Here is a 21,572-nt window from a genome sequence, read left to right as displayed (position 1 = left end):
TACTGACCAGCCTACCTTGGGCCTGTCGAACTTAAACCCAAGGACCCTACCCGATGAACCAGATACAATCTGTATTGATAACCGGCGCAAATGCCGGACTGGGCCGAGAAGCGGCCCGGCAACTTGCGTTTCAGAAAGGCATATCCAAGGTCTATCTGGCCTGCCGCAACCCAACCAAAGCCAAGGCTGCGAAATCATCGCTGGAACATGAAACCGGACGCAAGATTTTTGAAGTTGTCTTGATGGACGTTATTGATCCGGCTTCGGTTCGCGCCGCTGTGGCCGAACTTTCCACCCCGATTGACGCTATAATCCTGAATGCGGGTGGAACGGGCGGGCAGAACCCAAATAGCCTCACCAGCGATGGCGTAACCCACATCTTCGCAACAAATGTACTGGGCCATGTCGTGCTGGTAAACGCGTTGCTGGAACGCCAGTTGGTGACTTCCACTATCCTTTACGCTGGGTCTGAGGCTGCTCGTGGCATTCCCAAAATGGGTATGCACCGCCCCGAGCTGTCCGATGGAACAGTGGACGAGTTCAAGTCAATCGCTGACGGCAGCAAATTCGGCCCAGAGGGCGATCCGATGCAGACCTACGGCTATGCCAAGCTCACAGCGACCCTGTGGATGGGGGCGATGGCGCGCCAGCATCCCCATATTCGCTTTGTCACCATGAGCCCCGGAGGCACAGCCGGAACTGCGGGCTTTGACGACCTGCCACTTATGAAACGCATTGTCTTCAAACATGTGGGCGGTGTGCTGATGCCATTGTTTGGCATGATGCACAGCGTTGAGGCCGGGGCAAAACGGTATCTGGACGGGTTGCTGAATCCGGAATTCAAGACCGGCCACTTCTATGCCAGTCAAACGGGCTATCCCACCGGGCCAGTCGTGGATCAAGCCAGCATGGATGGGGCTCTGTCAGACATCACCACTCAGGACAACGCGAACCAGGCACTACGCCAGTTCGCCTGATTCAAAGGAGAAACAAAATGGAAACCACACTGAACATCTTGGTCATCCTCGCAACCCTCATGCTAGCTGGTCTCGGTATCATGTCGATGTTTGCACCCCGGCGCATGGTCGCCAACTTTGCTATCGAGCCGGTGGGAACCGCCGGGCTCAGCACGATCCGTTCGGTGATTGGCGGGTTGTTTCTGGCCTCAGTGGCATTGCTGGTGATCGGTCTGACCACCGGGCAGACACTGGGCTATCTGGCTGTCGCGATTCTGATGGCGGTTGTTGCTGTCGGGCGTATTGTCGGAATTCTGGCGGACGGATTTGACAAGGCTGTTCTGCCCCCGTTGGTCGTTGAACTTGTGATTATCGCGGTGTTGCTATCAGCCTACTACCAGCTCTCCATCTAATCGACTTTGAAGCAGATGGATGGCGGCTAGGTTGAAGCCGCCGTCCAATCGGCCCATCATCAAGCTCTCGAGCGGACATTCGAGCAATTCCGGCTTTGTCCCGCATAGCAGCCCCTCGGTCGGGCGGCAGTAAACGACCACTTTTCTCGATTTCGGACGTTCGCGAAAAGTGCTGTAAAATAAGCTTAGAGGCAGTCTATGTTCAATAGATCTACCGTTTTGGTCTGCCTTGAAGTCAATCGATAACAGATAATTGTTGGCTGGGTGGTTGCTTTTCTAAGAGCTGTTATCACTTCATTGCCACCTTATTCGTGGCAACAAACTGGCAGCACGGACCTACATTCCTTCATTTGAATGTGAGGTTTTCAACTAAATATTTGATTTAGTCTGTGAAATTTGGCTCCGGCGGTAGGGATCGAACCTACGACCAATTGATTAACAGTCAACTGCTCTACCGCTGAGCTACGCCGGAACTGAGGGGCGTATAACAATCCCAATTTTCGCCGTCCAGAGAAGAATGTGACGTTTTCATAAAAAAGTTCGACGGACTCAGTTCTGCCTATAAAAGTGGGTCGAGGAGGATAAAATCTCATCGGTTGCCACTAAGGATTTACCAACCAGATCAATCAGATGCGCGAAAACGTTTCTTTCTGCAGCGGGTAGAAGCGCAGTTGGGGTATCTACATAAATTCGTTCAGCCAGATCTCTGGCTGTGCCGGGTTGGTCCTCCAGCGCTGCCAGAATCTGCGCTTCACGCGTCAGGCGGTGTTTGATCAGCCAACTCAATCGTTCGGCGGGGTTGGGAATCGGCGCACCGTGTCCTGAGTGAAAAACTGCCCAGTCGCGCGCGGCCAGGCGATGGCAGGCGGCCATGAAGTCCGTCAGGTCTCCGTCCGGAGGCGAAACAAGCGAACTTGCCCATCCCATGACGTGATCGCCGGTGAAACAAACCTCCCCCCAGCCCAAAGCAATGTGATTGCCAAGATGTCCGGGGGTGTGAATTACCTCAAGCTGCCAGCTGTCGCCGGAAATTAGCGAACCGTCGGGTAGTTCGACATCCGGACGAAATGCGGTGTCGATGCCTTCGCCACCACCCACCAATCCGCCTTGCGCCAGTTCGGTCATCACCGCGCTGCGCCCCGCTTCGGGGCCACCAAAAGCCAAGACAGGTGCCCCTGTACACTCGGCTAGAGGGCGCGCTAAAGGAGAATGGTCCAGATGGCTGTGCGTGACGATGATATGACTGATGTGCTGGTTTGGTTGGACTGCGTCCAGAATCGCCTCCAGATGCACGTCATTAAGCGGCCCGGGATCAATGACAGCCAGACCATCGGTTCCCAACAGGTAAGTATTTGTGCCGCGATATGTCATGGGCGAAGGATTCGGTGCCAGAATACGACGCAGACCGGGTTGTAGCTCAATGGCGGGACCGGCGGGCGGGTTGAAATCGTCAGGAGCTTGCATTCTGTGCTCTTTCTCTTGTCGTAACAGCCCGTTAGGTTTAGCGCATGTCGACGCAATGGCTTAAACCCTATATGCCGCGCAGCCTTTATGCCCGTGCTGCGCTGATACTGGTTCTACCAGTCGTCGTCCTGTTGTTGGTGGTTGGTATCGCGTTCCTGCAGAAACATTTGGAGGACGTTACCGCGCAAATGACGCGGGCTGCCTCTCGCGAAGTAATGCTTGTGGTTAAGGCGGTGAACGCAACTGAAACGCAACAGCAGGCGCTGGAGACGGTTCAGCCTGATTTGCAGGCACTGGAAATGACGGCGCGGTTTCTGGGTGTGAACGAGGAGCCAGTGATCGGGCACCGTCGCTGGTACGATTTCATCGCGCCGCAGGTCGAAAACGATCTGCAGGCTCAACTACCGGACCTGGAAACAGTGGCATTACCCAGCGGACAAGAGGCCCGTGTTTACATGCGGACTGACCTGGGCCTGCTTCAGTTGACATTTGATCGCCGCCGCCTGTCGCCGGTAGCTCCGCATCAGTTGATCGTGACGATGCTCTTTTTCGCAGTCATAATGACCACAATTTCGTTTCTCTACATGCGCAATCAATTGCGTCCGATCACCCGTTTGGCCGAGGCGGCGCAGGCCTTTGGGCGTGGCCGGGTAGTGCCGTATTCGCCGGGCGGGGCCATTGAGGTGCGCGCGGCGGGCAGCGCCTTTCTGGACATGCGCGCCCGGATTGAACGCCAGATGGAGCAGCGCACAATGATGTTGTCGGGGGTGAGCCACGATCTCAGAACCCCATTGACGCGCCTGAAGTTGGGTTTGTCGATGTTGCCCGAGGATGAGGCCGCGCCCCTGCAGCAAGACGTTGACGAGATGCAGTTGCTGCTGGACGCTTTCCTTGAATTCTCGCGAGGTGCGGCCGAAGGAGCCCCGGAAACCGTTGAGCCTAAGGCTTTGCTGCAACAGATAGTCAAGGATGCGCGTCGAGCCGGGTATGAGGCCGATTTGATCTCAGTTGAAGGCGAGGGGACGGCCATGCTGCGGCCCACCGCCATTCGGCGCGCGGTGGAGAATCTGATCGGAAACGCGGTGCGATACGGCAAGCGTGCTGACGTCAGCCTGTCGATCACGCCCAAATCCGTTCGTTTTCGGGTCGAGGATGACGGGCCGGGCATTCCACCGGAACAACGATCCGAGGCGGTGAAACCCTTTTCGCGCCTTGATCCAGCGCGCAATCAGAATCAGGGCACCGGTGTCGGGCTGGGCCTTGCCATCGTTTCGGATATCGCGCGCGCGCACGGCGGTGTGCTGCGACTGAGCAAGAGCGAGCGTCTGGGTGGGCTCTGCGCGGATATCATCATCGGGCGCTGATGCTGCGGCGATTACCGCAATCCGGCAACCGACTTTTGCATGGCGACAATCAGGGCGTCCCGCGACCGGGCCAGTTCGGTCGGCGATTTTCCCGCGGCTTCGGCCTCGACCCCTTGCGTCAGAACGCGGGTGACCTCATCAGTCAGATGGATTTGGCCCAGATCGTCCCACCAACCGTTGAACGTGTCCCTGAAGTGGTCGCAAAATGCCTGCAACCCGCCTTCGCCTGCGCCAAGGTTGAACAGCATGGTCGGTCCCATGGCCGCCCAGCGCAGTCCGGGTCCGGCCCAGACGGCCTTGTCCACATCCTCGACTGAGGCGACGCCCGAAACAACGAGGCTGATCGCCTCGCGCCAGATTGCGGCCTGAAGGCGGTTGGCGACATGGCCGGGGACCTCTTTGTGCAGGCGGATCGTTGTTTTGCCAACCGCCTGATAGAAACGTTCAGCCGCGTCAACTACGCCATCGGCGGTGCGCGCGTTGCCCAGCACCTCGACCAGAGGGATCAGGTGCGGAGGGTTGAACGGGTGGCCCAGAACGAACCGCGCAGGGTCGTTCCACCCCGGCTGCATCTGGCTGAGTGTCAGCCCCGAGGCAGAGCTGGCAACAATGGAATCGGGGGCTAAAGCGGGCTCAATCTCGGCAAAAGTGGCGTGTTTGATCGGCAGGCGTTCGGGGACGTTTTCCTGCACGAACGCCGCCCCTTCGACCGCTTGAGCTGCGCTGCTGTGAAACGTGATGGCGTCGGGGGCGCCCTGGGCGGTCAGCCCAAGCTCGGTCATCGTGGGCCAAGCGGATTCGATGTAGGTCCGTACATTGCGTTCAACGTCTGGACCTGGGTCGAACATTGCCACCGAACGCCCCGAGGCGAGAAACAGTGCTGCCCAACTGGCGCCGATGGTGCCGCCGCCTAAACAGGCCGTGTGTGAGAACTCCATCAGAAAATCCCCGGATTTAGAGGAGAAGCTGCCGTTAGGCCGCCATCCACGGTGAACAATTGCCCAGTGGCAAATCCAGCCTCGTCCGAGGCCAGCCAGACCGCCATGCTGGCGATATCCTCGGGCCTGCCAAAGCGGTGCGTGGCGTGGCGGGCCAGAGCGTCCTGCCGCGCGGCCTTGGGGTCGGTTGCCAGATCGAAACCGGCGTCCAGCATTCCCGTTTCGATCCAGCCGGGGCAGATCGCGTTGCAGCGAATTTGTGGGCCATGATCCACCGCAATTGACCGGGTCAACCCATGTACAAACGCCTTTGACGCGTTGTACAACGCCATCGAAGGGTCGGCGACCTGACCCGAGATTGAGCCGATATTGATGATTGATCCGCCTTTGGGCATCCTTGGGATGTAGGCGCGGCACATGTTGAAAACGCCCCGGCAATTGGTGCCGATCACCGCGTCCCAATCGGCGTCGGTGCTGTCGGCCACCGTCTTTTCAACCTGAACGCCTGCGTTGTTAACCAGAATGTCTGTCCCGTCTGTTGCAATCGCCAGTTCCTCGACAGAGTCGGCGTTGGTGACATCCAGCGGAAACCAAATCACGCTGTCCGTCAGCCCATCCGGGCGTGGGCCCCGCCCGCAGGTCGTGACGGTTGCACCTTCGCGCAGGAAGGCCTCGACAATACCGCGCCCTATACCTTGGCGGCCACCGGTCACCAGTGCTCGTTTCCCAGCCAATCGCATCAGTGTGCCACCATCACATGCCGCACTGAGGTATAGGCATCCAGCGCATAGACCGACATGTCACAGCCGGTGCCGGAACCCTTCATTGCGGCCCAAGGCATTTCCGCTGTAGGCATCCCATGCGTGTTCACCCAGGTCATCCCATACCGTAGCTGAGCGGTCATTTTCATCGCGGTCGAGACGTCTTTTGTCCAGACCGACGAGGCCAGACCATAGCGTCCGGCATTGGCGATCCTCAGGGCGTCTTCGGCTTCGGAGAAACGCGACAAGGTGACGACCGGGCCAAAGATTTCACTGCACGCGATCTCGGCATCGTTGTCGACATTGGCCACAACGGTCGGCTGGTAGAAAAATCCGGGACCATCTGCAACCTGTCCGCCTACCGCGATCTCACAACTGCTACGTGCGCGGTCGACGAAGCCTGCGACGCGATCCCTTTGGTTGGCCGATACGATGGGACCCATTTCGGTGCCCTCGGCCTTGGGCGCGCCGATCCTGATCTGGCTGACCTGATCCGAGACGGCGGTAACAAGCTTTTCGTACACCCCGTCCTGTACCATCACCCGGCAAGGTTGGGCACAGTCCTGACCCGCATTGAAGAATGAGCCATAGCGGATCGTTTCCGCCACCGCGTCGATATCAGCGTCATCAAACACGATGATCGGAGCCTTGCCTCCAAGCTCCAGATGCACGTGGCGGATCTGGTTCGAGGCCGCCCGCATCGCTGCCATCCCGGTGGCGGGCGAGCCGGTGACAGAAATGCCTTCGATCTGCGGGTCGTTGATCAGCTGGTCCCCGACAGACGCCCCACGGCCATGCAGCACATTCAGTACGCCTTTGGGCAGAACATCGGCCAACAGTTCCGCCAACCGCAATGTGGCCAGAGGTGTGATCTCGGAAGGTTTCATTACGATGCTACACCCCGCCGCCAACGGGGCTGCGATCTTCCATGCCGCCATCATCAGGGGATAGTTCCACGGTGCAATTGAGGCAACTGGGCCAATCGGGTCCTTGCGGATCATCGAGGTATGGCCCGCCGCGTATTCCCCGGCGACCGATCCGGTCATGGTACGCGCAGCACCAGCCATGAAGCGGAACGTGTCGATTGTCAGCGGCATTTCCTCATCCCGGGCCATGGGCCAGGGTTTGCCGACGTCCAGCGTTTCCAGTTCGGCCAGTTCCTCAATGTTTTCTTCGATCACTTCGGCAATTGCGTTGAGATACACGGCCCGTTCAGAGGGCGTGCTCAGGCGATAGGTTTCAAACGCCTGATGCGCCGCGCGTGTCGCAGCCTCGACCTGTTCAGGCGTGGCCTCGGGCACCTGCGCGACGGTTTCACCCGTGGCCGGGTCCAAAACCGGCAGTGCCTCGCCATTGCCGGCGACCATCTCTCCGTTGATCAGCATCTTTGTCTGCATGTCTTCCCCCGTCGGCCCGGAATTCTCATAGCTTCATCTGCTGAACCTGCGCGCTCAGTCCGCCGTCCAGTACCCATAGCTGACCGCTGGCATAACGCGCCTCGTCTGAGGCCAGCCAGTTGACCAGATTGGCTATGTCGTCCGGCGTCCCATAGGTGCGCATCGGGTGCACATCGCGCACGGCCTGCTGCAACTGATCGATAGTTTTACCGCCACCGCCTGAGCCATCACCGGTGAAAAAGCTCTGCAACATAGGGGTGTCGACATAGCCGGGGCAGATCGCGTTCACGCGGATACCTTCGGGACCATGATCGCAGGCCATCGCTTTGGTCAGCGCATGAACCGCGCCTTTTGTGGCGCAATAAGCGGCGAGACCGGGATCTGCGATAAACCCGTCATAGCTGCCGAAATTGATGATCGACGCCGTGCTGTTGCTCGCTGCCTTCCGCATCAGCGGCAGCGCGTGTTTCGAGGTCAGGAATGTGCCGGTGACGTTGACCGCGAAAGAAAGGTTCCATTCCTCTAATGTTGTTTCCTCGATGGTCTTTTCGATCTCGATCCCTGCGGCGTTGACCAGAATATCCAACTGGCTCGTGTCCTGTGCGACTTGTTCCACAGCCGCAATGGCGTCCGCTTCCTGTGTCACGTCCAGTTTGACAAAGATGCTGCCGTCGTCGTCATGCGCGGCCAGAGATCCTTCGGGGGTCAAGTCAGCGGCGTAGACCCGCGCGCCTTCACGCAGAAACCGGGCCACGATAGCGCGCCCAATGCCGCCGCGACCGCCGGTGACTAGGGCAGTTTTGCCTTTCAGCATCATTCGTTGGCTTCCTTCAATGGTGGATAGCGATAGCGTTTGGCCGCAACAGTCCAGTCCACGTGATTGCGCACATAGTCCTGAGAGGCATCACGTGGCGGGTTGTAGTCCCAGCTTTCCCCCGGATTGGCCTCCATCGCGGCGTGCAGGGCGCGGCGGGATTTTTGCGTCGCGATGATGTCCGAGCGTAGTTTCTCACTGTCCCAGCGCTGTGAAACGCGAGTAGCGAAGTGTGAGGCATGATCCGCGTAGTCTGGGTCCGTCGCGCGGTTCCTTTTTTCCAGTGGATCAATGGACAGATCATAAAGCTGCGGTGGGTCCGGGTCGCAGTGGATGTATTTCAACGGCCCACGCCGGATCATGAAGACAGGGTAGGGTGTCATCTCAGCGCAATACTCGCCAATGGCTTCGTCCACAGGATCAACCTCTCCGCTCGCCAGCGGCATCAGAGAGCGGCCGTCCACGGGTTCTCCGAACATCGCCTTGCTGCCCCCAGCGATTTCCACGAATGTCGGCAACAGATCGAGCAGTGAGCAGGCGTTTGAAGCGGTGCCGTGTGCGACGCCCGGTCCGGCCATGATCAGCGGCACACGAGCAGAGTGTTCAAAGAAGTTCATCTTGTACCACAGCCCACGCTCACCCAGCATGTCGCCATGATCGGCGGTGACGATGATGATGGTGTTGTCCAGCTCTCCAATCTCATCAAGCGTTTTGACCATCGCGCCCAGCTTGCTGTCGAAATAGCTGACATTGGCGAGATAGGCACGGCGGGCGCGATGGACCTCTTCTTTGGTCAAAGGGACATAGCTCGCCTCGATCCCGTCCATCACGCGGCGCGAGAACGGGTCCTGTTCCTCGGGCGTCAGGGTGAATTCTGGCATCGGAACGTCGTCGTCCGAATAAAGGTTCCACCATTCCGGTTTGGCGACATACGGATCATGCGGGTGAATGAAACTGGCGACCAGACAGAACGGAGCCTCATCGCCCGCAGCCCGGTCGCGCCCACGGTCGATCAACCAGCGGCGGGCGGCAAATTCGACCTCATCATCGTAGTCGGTCTGGAAGGTGGCGATGGCCTCACCGCTTTCCTTGATCGTCTGCATGTTGTGATACCACTTGTCGATGCGTTCGTCCGGAGCCTCCCAATCCGGGGTCCAGGCGAAGTCCGAAGGATAGATGTCAGTAGTCACGCGGTCCTGAAATCCGTGTTTTTGGTCGGGGCCGATGAAATGCATCTTGCCGGACAGGCAGGTGCGATAGCCCAAGACCTGCAGGTAATGCGCAAAGGTCGGGACCGAGGCGCGGAATTCGCTGGCATTGTCATAGGCTGCGATCCGACTGATCAATTGCCCGGACATGAAGGCAAAGCGCGACGGTGCGCAGAGCGGCGAGTTGCAATAGGCTGCGTCGAACCGCATCCCGCGCGCGGCCAGTGCGTACATGTGGGGCGTTTTCACCGTTGGATGGCCGTAAGCACCGCAGAAATGCGGCGCCAGTTGGTCAGCCATGACCACAACGATATTCGGCCGCCTCACGGCGCTGCCTGCGCGTAGGCGTCCAGCACCAGCCCGTGGAAGTGATGCACCGCGTGTTCGGATTTGCCCGAGCCGTTCGGGTCATGCACGATGCGGCCTTGGGTGAAGGCTGGTGTGCTCATGCCACGCTGCACGCTTTCGACGATATCGATATCCTCGCGCTGCAGCACCTCGTCGAGATAGCGGATCGCCTCCAGTTCTGCCTCGTCCGGTTCAGGGGTTTCTAGGAAGAAATCATAGGTTTCCAGAGTCCGGTCTGGTCCGACCGGAATGATGTTCAGTACGATCATCGACGACCGCCCCGGATAACGCATTAGACAGGTCGTAGGCCACAGCCACCAAACTGCATGGGTTCGCACTGTCGCATTCGACACGTCATAGGCGGTGTTCGCGCCTTTGCCCGCCTCAGCCATATGGCTGGAATAGATGCCGTAGGTCGTCACTTTGTAGGTATCCATGTCCACCAGATCGCAGAAGTCCTTATGCGCGGTCGGGCAGTGGTAGCATTCGAGGAAATTGTCGACGACGTTCTTCCAGTTCGACTTGATGTCATAGGTCAGGCGGTGACCAAAGGTCAGGTTTTCGATATCCGGTGCCCAGTGGCGGATCTCGGTCTCCAGATTGCCGGAAACTTCGCGCAGAGGCCGCGCGTCCGGATCGAGATTGACATAAATGAAGCCCGCGAACTCCTCGACCTGCACCTGATCCAGGCAGATGTCCTTGGTGCTGAAGTTGGTTAGGCTTTCAGTCTCCGGCGCGCGCACCAGTTGGCCGTCCAGCTTGTAGACCCAGGCGTGGTAGGGGCACATGATGCGGGTCGTTTCGCCCTCGCCAGACAATAGGTGATGGGCGCGGTGTTTGCAGACGTTGTAGAAGGCGCGCAGCGTGCCTTCGCGGTCGCGCACCACGGCAATGGGACGGTTGGCAATCTCTACCGTCACATAGGACCCCGGCGCGCGGAGCTTTTCGACATGGCACACCCATTGCCACGTTTTGGCGAGTATATCGTTCAGATCCACCTGATGCCACGCCGGATCTACATAGGCCTCGGCCTTCAAGGATTGGGTGTTGAACGGGTCAGGGCTGAACCCGTCGGAAATCCGGTCGAATTGCTCTTTGGAGGGTAGCGCGCTCATTTCGGGGCTCCACATGACGCGTCCGGGTTTGGCCCGGAGTGTTGGCTTGCTGGAGGTATGATCCCTGGAAACGTGCTGAGACGCTAAACTTTTTACGCCAGCAGTTTAACTATTTGCGCCATACAGTAGGCTCACGTTTTTGGTTTCCGATGCATTGGCCAGGCGCGGTATTCGAACGGTACGCGGCCCTCGGTCCGGTCCTGACTGGGTGGCAGCCCAAAGCGGTCCTTGTAGGACCGGCTGAAATGAACCTGACTGGCAAACCCCGACGCGATAGCGACCTCAGCAATTGGTAGATCGGTCTGTGTGACTAAACCGCGGGCGCGATCTAGCCGGATGTCGCGATAATAGAGAGCAGGGGTTTTCTTGATGTAAATTGCGAACAGCCGGTCGAGTTGGCGATGTGAGATCCCGACGTGTTGGCAGATTTCAGGGATGGGCAGGGGATCTTCCAGATGCGCTTCCATTACCTGAATGGCCGTTTTCAAAGTGGCCGGTACCAAAGTTCCCAGCGGTTCACTGCCTTCAGGTTGCTGCATCGAGACGGGCCCCCGGAGGCGGTCATGGAAGATATACCGCGCTGCCGCATTGGCCAGCGCGCTGCCATGTATTCCCTGCAATATCTGCAGCGCGAAATCTACCGAGGCCTCGCCGCCGCAACAGGTGATTCGGTTGCCATCCAGCGCATAGAGATTCTCGACGACTTCGATATCCGGGTAAAGCTCCTGGAAGGCGTCGATATGTTCATAATGAACAGTCGCGCGCCGACCTTTCAGCAACCCAGCCTGTGCCAGTACAAACGCGCCTGTGTCCAATGCACCTAGTGTCGCGCCGGATCGAGCCCATTGACGCAACGTACCGCCCAGCCTGTCGGTCAGGTGTTTTTCGGGATTCCAACTGGTCGAGACGATTGCGATCTCGGGTCGCTCGGGGCTGAGGTCAGTCAGCGCCTTGGTCTCAATTCCTGCACCGTTGCTGGATACGCAGAGACCACCAGATTCAGATACGAACTCCCATTTGAAATAGGGGCGGCCATCTAAGTAATTGGCCGCCCGGAATGGATCGATAAAGCCCATAGTAGCCGACATGTTGAAGCTGGGCGCAACGATCACGGCTATGCGGGTTGTGCGCCGGATCGTCTCAACCATGTCCTGTTGCCCTTGTTTGCATTTCCTTCAGATCAAAAGGAAAGCGATTTGGGGAGATGACGCAAGCACCGAAGCGATTTCGCGGATCGGTAAGACCATCACAAAAGGCGAGGATTTGGTAGGCCCGGCAGGACTGCGGATTTCCAGATTTTATTGTTTATTATCAACGCTGGTGTCCCACGGCGGAACACCCCGTGGGACACCTCGATCACTTTGTTAGCTAGCTTTTGGTTTCTGGTTGCCTGATTTTTTTTGTTGTTTGAACCGTCGGAATTGCTCGTTGCATCGTCGGTTGCCGGAGTTTCGGCAGCGGCGCAGCATGCAATTTTGGTGAAACACTACTGAGATCCTCAGCTGGTGTCTTCGCAATTTCAGTGCGGTCTTTTTTTTCTTGAAGAGCCAGATACGGTTTATCCGATTTCGACTTTTCATGAGGATTTCTTTGCACGCCTCAGACGCGGTTTCGATGCAATAGTGGAATGAGCCGTGATGATATTTGGTCTTCCCCTGTTCCTTCGAGTTGTTTTGCGCACCTGACATTAGCAGCGCCCCAGCGAATAGGCAGCAACGGGTCAAATCGGACTTGCGGCGACGCAGCAGCGCGAAATAAGGCTTCGACGTCCGGTCTGCGGACATTGCTGCCGTTCTTCGCGCCGCTTTGAATGTCCGCTGCGCCTATTTTCGCGGTACCAACAGAATGAAACAGCTATCTAAAACTTGATGAAACACACCTTCACAATTCGCTGTTTCGCAGAACTCAATCAGGCTTCAACTGACAAAGAGAAAACGAAGAGGCGTCAAGTTGTTTCATGGGAAAGTCCATCATCTCGGCACTTAGGCCGAGCGCCGCGATGTAGTCGCCGATGCGCGCGCTGCCATAAAGGTGATCGAGTACGGAAAAGCCCTGCTCAGAAGCAAAGCTGGATACCTCGTCGGGAGCCACATTGAACAGGAACGGTTCTCCCGCCCCCGCGACGGCATTTCCGATGCCGTCTGTTTCGCCCATCGATTGAGAGGCACTGGCGGTGGACGCATAACTTGTCAGGAAACGGGTCGCAGGCGACCGGTTGGACCTAACCATCTGATAGACCTTTGCGACCTCAGCTGGCGGAACATATTCCAGCGAGACTTCGGCGATGAATACGGTACCGGCGTTGTGGTCATAGCCGAGTTCCAAAAGTTTATTCAGTGTCGTCTCACGTGCAAAATCCACTGCGGTATAGCGGATATTCGGCGGAACACCGAAATTGCGGGAAATCAGCACGCGTTTGGCGGCTATCGTTTCAGGCCGATCAACTTCAAAAACAGGGACTTGGCTATAGCTGCCGGACAAGCGCAGCCCAATTGTGTCAAGTCCGGAACCAAGGACTACGATTTGTTGAGCGCCGTTGGCCACAGCTTGTTCAGCCCGGCTCTGCATGAAAGTCTTGCGCCACAAAACGTGGGCGACAAGTCGCCGAGCTATACCATTTTCGTCTGCGAAAGTGAGCACGGATGGCCAGTCGGTCAATCCGTGTAGAATGCGCTGACCATCGACCGCCCCCTCAGCAAACAGCCGCTCTGCAAAAGGATCGTAAAAGACATCGCGATAGGCCGGATTTCTATTCACCATCGCGCAAAAGGCACAGACGCCAAGAGCCGTTCGGCTCAAGCCGGGTTGGGCTGTTTCCGGGACGTAGAACACGGCGAATTCCCCACGACTTTATTATCTAAAGTTTTAGAGATCATCTATTCTAGTCCGTGTCAAAGACGGATGGTCTACTCCCGTGAAGCTTCCAATGCCCTGATTGAGGCTTGCAGGTCCTGAAAAGATTGCAGAAGTTGCTGTTCTGGACCGCATTACTTCATGGCGACGTCTGTTCACTGTCTGGACTGTTCCACTTTTCGGACATTCGAGCAAAGCACAGCATTCGACACATTGGGCTCGAAGCGGTCATCCGTCGAATTCTGAGGGGCATTCGGCCTGCCGTGACGTAATCAACAGCGGCTGTGCGGACAGAGCAGCCATTGGCTGCGCGGGGTAACCTCTGGTTCTGTAAAGAAACAAGAAGCGGTCACTCAAGAATTATCCGCCGACCAACGCGGAATCTAAGTAAGGTTGCAACCCGACTTCACAATCCCATCAATCAGAAGGGCATTGTGCTTGGGTTGGCGGTAAAGAGAGAGGCGCCCAGAAACGATACTGTCCAAAAAAGTTGGTGCGAAACTGGCCAATGCCTCGGCATGGACAATTCCATCATCTGGCCGACCAAGATGGGCCGCACTGGCAATTAGCAAAGCCCGCCGAATTGGAGCTCGCGGGGTGAATTGTACAGCAAGTTTGCCCCACTCCTGAACCTTTTCGAAATCTCCTTCTGCGAAATGAGATTGAGCCAAAGCAAGATATGCATCGCCGACCCAGACATCTGCGTCTCTCGGGGACAGGCGCAGCGCTAGCTTTGCATGCATTTTTGCTTCATCGGTACGCCCAACAAGAGACTCGTGCCAGGCCATAAAAAAAATGTTCAGCGCGAAATTCGGATTGAGTTCGAACGCACGTTGAAAATCCGCGGTCGCCTCATCATAGGCCTGCTGGAAATGCCTGATCATGCCCCGAATTGTAAGGGCGCGAGGATCCAATCGATCGCGCTGGAACAAAGCATCGGCAGCTTTTTGAGCCAGTTTCAGCATGTCTTCAGGTTTCTCATCGACCTGAAAGAGATAGCGCATCGTGTGTGCGTAAGCCTGAATCCAATGCGCCAGCGCATTGCGAGGGTCAATATCCAGGGCTCGCTGTGCCGTGGTCACAACAGCTTCGTATCCCTCGTTACTCGAAAAACCGCCTTCATGGAAAAGCGCCATTGCTCTAAGCGCAAGATCGTAGGAACTGAACTGAATGTTTCGCTCTCTACTGGCCCGTTCGAGCTCGGCCTGAGTTATTTGCGGTGCAATAGCGCCAACCACGCTGCTGGTGATCTCATCCTGCAATTCAAATATATCTTCAACGCTACGGTCGTAGCGTTCTGCCCAAATGTGTGTGCCTGTCTCGCACTCGATTAACTGAGCTGTGATGCGCACACGGTTCGCAGCACGTCGGAGGCTTCCCTCCAACATGTAGCGGACCGAAAGTTCGCGCGCGATATCGTTATGAGTTATCGTTTTATTCTTAAACGAAAAAGATGAGTTTCGCGCGATCACGAATAGTTCGGGAAACCTGGAAAGCTCGGTAATTACGTCCTCGCCGACACCATCGCAAAAATACTCCTGCTCCGGGTCTGCTGACATATTCTGAAATGGCAGCACTGCGATCGAAGGTTTGTCGGAAGAAAACTTCCCCGTTAGCGACAGAGTGGATTCAGCTTTGTCAAACGGACTGATCTTGTAACAGCGCAAAGCTTCGGGAATGTTCTTCAATTCCAGTTCGCCTAAGTCAACAAATGAAAGATCAGTCTTTCCCCGCGCGTGGCGATATACGTCGTCGGACACTATTACGCCACCTGGTTCTGCGAGAGCTTCCAGTCGAGAGGCGACATTTATACCGTCGCCATAGATATCATCCTCGCCAAGGATCACGTCGCCGACGTGAAGACCAATGCGAAAGTCAATTCTACTTTTACTAGGCACGTCCGCGTTCGCTGTAGTCAGGGAATTTTGTATGGCCACTGCGGCTTCTACCGCGTTCACGACACTGTCGAAAATCACAAGTAGACCATCACCTGTAAGTTTGACAATTTCACCACTAAAGCGACTTATTTCGGGTTCGAAATACAGCCGACGGCGGATTCTCAGTTGTTCGACTGTCCCCGGTTCGTCGGCTGCCATTAACCGCGAGTATCCGACCATATCAGCGGCGAGAATTGCTGCAAGCCTGCGTGCCATCGAAAACCTTCATTGGTAATTTGTTGTCGGGACTAAATCATACAATTGTCCCGATACCTAAAGTTTCAGACGTCGGGCACACCATAGCAGAAAATTTTGACCACTCTGAACTCGAAGCAGCCGTTCGAGACGGACTTAGGGAATGACCGCAACGCGGACATACCCGCCGTTGCCGTCAGAACACTTAGAAATTGCTCCCGGCCCCATTGGGCAAACAAGTCATCGTTGGCCCGAGCGTAGCGTATCGCGCCGGCCACCCCATGTCCGGTCAGTGCGAGACGATCGCGAGCCCCGCAAATATGAGCGCGCCGCCTGTCCAATCGCGCGGCTCTAGCCCTTCGCCGATACTGTAGGCGTAGGTCAGTACGATCAGCGTCTCGAGCGCAATTATTATTAGATACAGCTCGGAAAGTGGAACTGTGCGCATCAGCACCACCTCGGACTGGGTGGCGGCAAGAAAACCCAGAATGATCAGAGCGAGCGCCACCGCCGTCCATTCGGCTGAGGCCAGTTTCATTCCGATGGTTGCAACGCCATACCCCACTGCCGCCAAGACGGCCAAGGCCAGTGGTTTCAACGCCAGAAGCTCCATGTTTCAAATCCTTCACCGTGCGCAAAAAAACCGCGCACCTCTCATGAACCAACATTCTCTGCGTAGGATTTTAGCATGCGTATTATGTCGCATCAGTGAAGCCGATTACTTTATTTTAGCGAAGTGAAAGCCGGTAAGAGTATTGCTTATTCAGATGAAGCGAATAGCTGATACCCGCCTTCGAAACGGATGCTGCGCCTGACCCAAAGTCTGAAAAGGGCTCGGTTCGGTCAGCCTTGTATGAGCTTCCCCAACTGAATTGGTCCACTGCTATATTTAGGAAACGGAGGACCAAGAATGGCAAGCAAGAGACCGAAACCTGAAGCGTTGTCCGCCCAAGCACTCAAGATTACGTGTGCGCTCTGGTGGAAATCTGATGCTCGAGAACTTCGGTCCTTGCTGATGCTGACTGACAAACATCTTTGAAACTGCGAAGCGGTGTGGCAACGTTTGGCTATCCTGCGAAACTGTGTGCTACTTTGCAGACTTCCATCATCAATCTCATTAGGAGAAGACATGCTAATCAAACTTCTTGCGTCCGCATTTTTCTTGATTTTGCCCGCGCTCAGTTTCGCTCAAACAGCTGAGCGCAGCGTGACCATCGAAGCCGATGCGACAGTTAAGTCGGTCGATCCGGACACTCGCCTTATCGTGCTGCAAAACTCAGAGACGGGCGAAGAAGAGACCATTGTTGCGGGACCGGAAGTCGTAAACTTCGACCAAATTGAAGAAGGCGACACAGTCAAAGCGGTTTACACACTGGGGGTAGCTGCAAGCATGGCGTTCCCCGGCGAGGTTGACAGTATGGTTGAATTGGAAGCCCAGGTTGCAGAGGGATCAACACCGGGCGTGGCTGCCGGAACGATGGTTACGTTAATTCTGACTTTTGTTTCCTTCGACGCCGCGAGCTCAATCGCCACTGTGACGGACAGCAGCGGCACGGAACAAATGATCGAGGTTGAAACGGATGTTGGTCGTGAGTTTGTTGAACAGCTTAGCCCGGGAGACAGAGTAGCTCTGAGCTTCACGGAAGGTCTCGCTGTGGGAATTGTTGAAAAATAGGCGTCGTCCGCAGCGCAACCTCATAAGGCGTACCTGTTGTTTCTTATGTCGCCACCAATGGAACAACTCGTCCCACAGCTTCCGCCCCCCCAAAGCTCTTAGCATTGTTGGTCCAAATTGGGCGTCGAAAGGTGGAGAAAACCCGCCTTCCAAAAAGGGATAAGGCTGAGGTCATACAATGGTCTCTGCCACCGTATCGATCCGGCACGCGATGGATCACAATAGGCCGCTTTGGGCTCATTGCAGACGTTTTCTGCAGTGCGTCGTCGGACGCATCTACGGCTCGAAGCCAATATCATTTGATAAGGACAGTTCGGCTTGGGGCGCCATCTGATGCTGAGCGATCACCTCACTAATGGTTACACTATGTCGGTTGGACCAGGTTCGCCTGACGTTCATTAAATGCGAGCAATCCCGAATAGTTTTCTTCTGTTTGAAAATTCACTGAGAAGTCGTTCCTGAGTGACTACCAGTCCATGTTGGCCAGTTTGGACGCGCCCATTTCCGCCAGTTTTATGCGCTCGACGCTCTCGGTATAGACCTCGGATGTGCTTGCTTGGGCGTGTCCGTGGATGGACATGATCTCGTATTGGGTGGCACCTTGAAGGGCGAGGAGATGTCCCGCTGCCTTCCGGATGCCATGGCTTGATCGGTCGGGCAGGCCCGCCTCGACGCACCAATCCTTGAACTTGTTTCGCAATGCCTCGGGGGTGGCGAATGGCTTGCCGTGGTCATTCAAAATATAGGTCGGGCCGACAACCTTCTGCGCGCGAGTGGCGGTCAGCAGCGGCCCGAGCATGGGCAGTTCGACGTATTTAGAGCCCTTCTTTCTGGGCTGCCATCCAAGCCACGTCTGACCGTTTACGGTCTTCTCCTGACTGCGCCCCAGCCAAACCGCGTCACTGATCCTACAGGCGGTGAACATGAACACAGTCAAAGTCAGGTGTGCCATTGTTCCCGGCGGGTGCTTCTCCCGGTACTTTTTGAGGTCTTCCAGCGTCCACGGAATTGCGCCGCCCTGGTTCTTGTATTCGACTTTGATGGTGGCGGCCGGGTTGGTCTGGCAGTAGCCGCGTTCACCCGCCCATTTGAACATGGCTTTCAGGAACTTGAACACGTTCTTTGCCTTACCCGGCGTGCCCATCAACGTGTCACGGAAAAGGATCAATTCGTGCGCGGGCATTTCGGCAGGGAGGCCGGCATACTTTCGACCGACGCTCTTACCAGTTGAACTTGTGTGTTCCAGCAGAAGGGGGCGATAGCTTCTGCGCTGTTTGAGCGTCAAGGGGGAGGATTGACCCTTGTCGACCTGTTGCGCCAGGTTAGCAAGGTATTCATCGACCAGCCATTCCAAAGTGCCACGGCTCGCGCCTGAGTGGCTTTCGCTGGGGGCGATCTTCACGCCTTCACGGGCGGCAAGGTAGATCTGATGAAACTCGGGGTGTTCCGGGCCTACTGGCAGCGTTATGCGGCGCCTCTTGTCGCCTCGAACCCGAACCCGGTAACGCATGTTCCCTGATTTCATGGGCTCGATCAGAAGCCCGTCATACCCCAATTTTACCACATCACCACTCATTTAGATTCTCTGGTTCTTTCTCATAGGGGAGTTTGTCAGCGTAGGCGTCAAGGTCGGCGAAATCGTAGAACTTGTTTCCACCGTCGATTCTGCACGGCAGATCGAGGCCGTAAAACTTGGAGGTCGACACCCCCAAATAGTACGCGGCCGCCTTTGCCTGCATAAGTCTTGGTGGAAACTGAAAGCTCATTCCGCCTCCTTATGTCGTTCGTTGTAGTCGGTCCTAGGTGCGCGGCCTTGCGCCCTCACCGAGGACGGGGGGGGCATTTTTCACCGCTTCGTTCATGGCGTGCTTGAGCTTCGCCGTTGCCATAAGGGTTGGTTTCAGATCGTCAGGAGCATCGTCATAGCCGAGGCACCAACGGCCACTCAGACGTGGCAGGAGGGCGCGCGGTACGGCCTCCCAATTCGACGGATCCGTGTTGGTGCGATCCCCATCCAGGCATTTGAGCGCACGGCCTTCTGGCAGCGGACCGTTTTCCTTTTCCCAAAGATAGCGATGCTTGTGCATGAACCGGGTTGAGTGGCCGGTGTGCGGGTTAACCAACGGTACTTTCATTTCGATGTACCCGTATTTGTCTATCCTCTCAGTCCACATCGGAACCCGGTTAGGTGGCACCTGACCCTTCTTGAACTGAGTGGCAGCGCTGTTCGCGTTGTAGGGCATCTTCTTGCCTTTGTTTTCCGGCGTGCGTCCTGGCTCGTACTGGCCCGTCCTTCCTGTCATCCAACCCTTGCGCTTGCAGAGAGCGTTGTAATTCGTCAACGATACGTCATCGCGTCCGAACTTCCCGACAAACTCGGCGTGCGCTTTCCAGCGAACCTTCGTTTTGTTCGCCTCGATCCACGCCAGTTCCTCGGCGCTATAGTGGATTTGCCGCCCCTTCATTCTACGCTCTTTCCGATTTGGGGCAGGTGGCCGACGATTTTCTCACCATGCTCTGCGTAGAGTTTTGCCGCCTTCAGCTGCAATTCGGCGTTGCCAGTGATCTTGTCAGCGACGTCGACCATTGCGCCGGCACGTTTGACTTCCTGCTCGATCTGCTCAGCCGTCAGGGTTTCCTCTGACAGTCTCTCAAGCTGCGCGAACAGATGGTTATTCAGATCTCCGAGTTTGTTCTTCATTGTCGTGCCCTCGTGCTGGTGAATTGATTGGTCAAAGATCGGCCATGCCCCCTTGACGTGAGCAGGTGGACATACGGCGCGCGGTCATTCGATCACCCCGACGATCCCGTGGCAGTAGTCGAGAACAGCGTTTTTCGACGCCTTGAACTCTTCCTTGCCCATGTCTTTCAGGCTTTGGCTGTGGGGGGTGATGCACTCCACGGTGTCACCCTTGGCGCGGGTGATTGCGAAGCCATGCGCCATACGGGCCATGTATCCGATCCGCGCTGCTGCTCTGATTGCGTCTTCTGTTGTTGCGTAGCAATCAATCGAGACGTCGCAGTATCCGGTCTTGATCAGCCCGAATTTGCGGAAGGCGTCCGCAGACTTTGCCCACGGCGCACTGTCAAACTTTTCGGGGATGTTCTTCCAGAGTTTATTGATCTCGGCCATGTAGCCGCGCAGGGCGGCTTTCTCGCGCATGTCCTCGCGCAGAGCGTCCTCGACCTGCTCGGTGTATTCCATTGGCATCCACCAGCGCCCATCGATCTCGGTGGGCAAGGGGCGGCTATTGAGCAGGTCGACAGACATCAGTTGGCCCTCACGGTGGAGGCATCGATTACGGCTGTCCGAAGGTCCTCGTATGAGAACCCGCTTTCCTCAGAGACCGTGCGAAGGATTGCTTTGTGATCGGCACCCTGTCTAGCCCCCTTGTTCTGGGCCATCTCGGACTAGAGTTTCGGGGACTGGTGGGCGCATGTTGAGGGCCTGATGCGGTCGGGTGTGGTTGTATTGCCTGAGCCAGCAATTGATCACGATCTGTGCCTGCTTGGTCGTTGTGAACCATTCGGAATTGAGAACCTCGCGGCGGAGCGTTCCATTGAACCTCTCGTTGTATCCGTTCTCCCAGGGAGAGCCCGGGTAGATCCGGATCGGGTTCACACCGACCTTCTCGAGCCAACTCTGGGTTGCCCGTGAAGAGAACTCTGGGCCGTTATCGCTTCGAACGAAATCAGGCTTTCCGTGGCGCAGGAACAGCCCGTAGAGAACCTCCAGCACATCTTCAGAACCCATGCGGGTCCGAACTTCCACTGCGAGCGCCTGGCGGGTGTATTCATCCAAAACCGTGAGCATCTTGTAGCTCCGCCCATTGCTCAGCTTGTCGTGAACGAAATCGACGCTCCAGACATGGTTAGGATGCGTCGGTCGGAGTCGAATGATCGAGCTGTCCTTGTGGTACAGGCGACGCTTCTTCTTGTGCCGCTGCGGGAGTTGCAGACCTTCCTCCCGCCACAGCCGTTCTATCTTCTTGTGATTGACACGCCAGCCCTCGACCCGAAGTAGCTGCGCCACCTTACGGTAGCCATACCGGCCATAGCTCTTGGCCAGACGGATCATGGCCAGTCGAAGAGCATCATCGTTCTTCTCTACGGCCTGGTATTGCATGGAGCTGC

General features: G+C 56.5%; 21 protein-coding genes and 1 tRNA gene. 4 read left to right on the top strand and 18 right to left on the bottom strand.

Annotated features, from left to right (window positions below; all coding sequences use genetic code 11):
• The first annotated feature begins 53 nt into the window (after positions 1-53).
• A complete protein-coding gene (locus tag ACR0ER_RS09585; RefSeq protein ID WP_480768727.1) occupies positions 54-977 on the top strand; it encodes an SDR family NAD(P)-dependent oxidoreductase in 924 nt (307 codons plus the stop codon).
• Positions 978-994: 17 nt separating this feature from the next.
• On the top strand, positions 995-1,369 hold the full coding sequence (locus tag ACR0ER_RS09580) for a DUF4345 family protein (RefSeq protein ID WP_480768726.1): 375 nt from the start codon (positions 995-997) through the stop codon (positions 1,367-1,369).
• 397 nt (positions 1,370-1,766) lie between these two features.
• Here ACR0ER_RS09580 and ACR0ER_RS09575 read toward each other — a convergent pair.
• Together ACR0ER_RS09575 and ACR0ER_RS09570 are read right to left on the bottom strand one after the other, a co-directional pair.
• Positions 1,767-1,841 (bottom strand) — tRNA-Asn (locus ACR0ER_RS09575).
• Between the two features lie 77 nt (positions 1,842-1,918).
• Positions 1,919-2,833: an MBL fold metallo-hydrolase gene (locus tag ACR0ER_RS09570; protein ID WP_480768725.1), complete on the bottom strand. Its 915-nt coding sequence runs from the start codon at positions 2,831-2,833 to the stop codon at positions 1,919-1,921.
• Positions 2,834-2,877: 44 nt separating this feature from the next.
• On the opposite strand from ACR0ER_RS09570, the gene ACR0ER_RS09565 reads away from it, so the two are divergent.
• Complete coding sequence (locus ACR0ER_RS09565; RefSeq protein ID WP_480768724.1) at positions 2,878-4,197, top strand: ATP-binding protein; 1,320 nt, start codon at positions 2,878-2,880, stop codon at positions 4,195-4,197.
• A gap of 11 nt (positions 4,198-4,208) precedes the next feature.
• Here ACR0ER_RS09565 and ACR0ER_RS09560 read toward each other — a convergent pair whose 3' ends face one another.
• From ACR0ER_RS09560 to ACR0ER_RS09515, 10 genes are all read right to left on the bottom strand, one after another.
• Positions 4,209-5,135: a 3-hydroxyacyl-CoA dehydrogenase NAD-binding domain-containing protein gene (locus tag ACR0ER_RS09560; RefSeq protein WP_480768723.1), complete on the bottom strand. Its 927-nt coding sequence runs from the start codon at positions 5,133-5,135 to the stop codon at positions 4,209-4,211.
• Positions 5,135-5,875, bottom strand: coding sequence for an SDR family NAD(P)-dependent oxidoreductase (locus ACR0ER_RS09555; RefSeq protein WP_480768722.1), 741 nt, complete (start codon positions 5,873-5,875; stop codon positions 5,135-5,137). The genes ACR0ER_RS09560 and ACR0ER_RS09555 overlap by 1 nt, the downstream gene beginning before the upstream one ends.
• A complete protein-coding gene (locus ACR0ER_RS09550) occupies positions 5,875-7,293 on the bottom strand; it encodes a gamma-aminobutyraldehyde dehydrogenase (protein WP_480768721.1) in 1,419 nt (472 codons plus the stop codon). The genes ACR0ER_RS09555 and ACR0ER_RS09550 overlap by 1 nt, the downstream gene beginning before the upstream one ends.
• Positions 7,294-7,318: 25 nt before the next feature.
• Positions 7,319-8,107, bottom strand: coding sequence for an SDR family NAD(P)-dependent oxidoreductase (locus tag ACR0ER_RS09545; RefSeq protein WP_480768720.1), 789 nt, complete (start codon positions 8,105-8,107; stop codon positions 7,319-7,321).
• On the bottom strand, positions 8,107-9,642 hold the full coding sequence (betC, locus tag ACR0ER_RS09540) for a choline-sulfatase (protein ID WP_480768719.1): 1,536 nt from the start codon (positions 9,640-9,642) through the stop codon (positions 8,107-8,109). Before betC ends, ACR0ER_RS09545 begins: the two co-directional genes overlap by 1 nt.
• Positions 9,639-10,778: an aromatic ring-hydroxylating oxygenase subunit alpha gene (locus ACR0ER_RS09535; protein ID WP_480768718.1), complete on the bottom strand. Its 1,140-nt coding sequence runs from the start codon at positions 10,776-10,778 to the stop codon at positions 9,639-9,641. The genes betC and ACR0ER_RS09535 overlap by 4 nt, the downstream gene beginning before the upstream one ends.
• A 131-nt stretch (positions 10,779-10,909) precedes the next feature.
• Complete coding sequence (locus ACR0ER_RS09530) at positions 10,910-11,926, bottom strand: GlxA family transcriptional regulator (RefSeq protein WP_480768717.1); 1,017 nt, start codon at positions 11,924-11,926, stop codon at positions 10,910-10,912.
• Positions 11,927-12,683: 757 nt separating this feature from the next.
• Positions 12,684-13,610: a class I SAM-dependent methyltransferase gene (locus ACR0ER_RS09525; protein ID WP_480768716.1), complete on the bottom strand. Its 927-nt coding sequence runs from the start codon at positions 13,608-13,610 to the stop codon at positions 12,684-12,686.
• Positions 13,611-14,014: 404 nt separating this feature from the next.
• On the bottom strand, positions 14,015-15,784 hold the full coding sequence (locus ACR0ER_RS09520; RefSeq protein ID WP_480596057.1) for an adenylate/guanylate cyclase domain-containing protein: 1,770 nt from the start codon (positions 15,782-15,784) through the stop codon (positions 14,015-14,017).
• 268 nt (positions 15,785-16,052) lie between these two features.
• Complete coding sequence (locus ACR0ER_RS09515) at positions 16,053-16,376, bottom strand: hypothetical protein (protein WP_010443746.1); 324 nt, start codon at positions 16,374-16,376, stop codon at positions 16,053-16,055.
• A gap of 516 nt (positions 16,377-16,892) precedes the next feature.
• Here ACR0ER_RS09515 and ACR0ER_RS09510 point away from each other — a divergent pair.
• Positions 16,893-17,438 (top strand): hypothetical protein, encoded by a 546-nt coding sequence (locus ACR0ER_RS09510; protein WP_010443748.1) that lies wholly within the window; start codon positions 16,893-16,895, stop codon positions 17,436-17,438.
• A 466-nt stretch (positions 17,439-17,904) separates the two neighbouring features.
• Here ACR0ER_RS09510 and ACR0ER_RS09505 read toward each other — a convergent pair whose 3' ends face one another.
• The 6 genes from ACR0ER_RS09505 to ACR0ER_RS09480 all read right to left on the bottom strand — a co-directional run.
• Positions 17,905-19,014, bottom strand: a complete 1,110-nt coding sequence (locus ACR0ER_RS09505; RefSeq protein ID WP_480768715.1) for a site-specific integrase — start codon at positions 19,012-19,014, stop codon at positions 17,905-17,907.
• Positions 19,004-19,204, bottom strand: a complete 201-nt coding sequence (locus ACR0ER_RS09500) for a DNA-binding protein (RefSeq protein ID WP_480768714.1) — start codon at positions 19,202-19,204, stop codon at positions 19,004-19,006. Before ACR0ER_RS09500 ends, ACR0ER_RS09505 begins: the two co-directional genes overlap by 11 nt.
• Before the next feature lie 33 nt (positions 19,205-19,237).
• Complete coding sequence (locus tag ACR0ER_RS09495; protein WP_480768713.1) at positions 19,238-19,903, bottom strand: HNH endonuclease signature motif containing protein; 666 nt, start codon at positions 19,901-19,903, stop codon at positions 19,238-19,240.
• On the bottom strand, positions 19,900-20,139 hold the full coding sequence (locus ACR0ER_RS09490) for a hypothetical protein (RefSeq protein ID WP_480768712.1): 240 nt from the start codon (positions 20,137-20,139) through the stop codon (positions 19,900-19,902). The genes ACR0ER_RS09495 and ACR0ER_RS09490 overlap by 4 nt, the downstream gene beginning before the upstream one ends.
• Positions 20,140-20,223: 84 nt before the next feature.
• The gene (locus tag ACR0ER_RS09485) at positions 20,224-20,709 is read right to left on the bottom strand and encodes a hypothetical protein (RefSeq protein ID WP_480768711.1); all 486 of its coding nucleotides are present in this window, start codon (positions 20,707-20,709) and stop codon (positions 20,224-20,226) included.
• A 111-nt stretch (positions 20,710-20,820) separates the two neighbouring features.
• Positions 20,821-21,572, bottom strand: a 752-nt coding sequence (locus ACR0ER_RS09480; protein ID WP_480768710.1) for an IS3 family transposase, incomplete at its 5' end; no start/stop codon positions are given.

Source organism: Ruegeria sp. CH8 (assembly GCF_056536985.1).
This window is presented reverse-complemented; position numbering and strand designations above follow the sequence as displayed.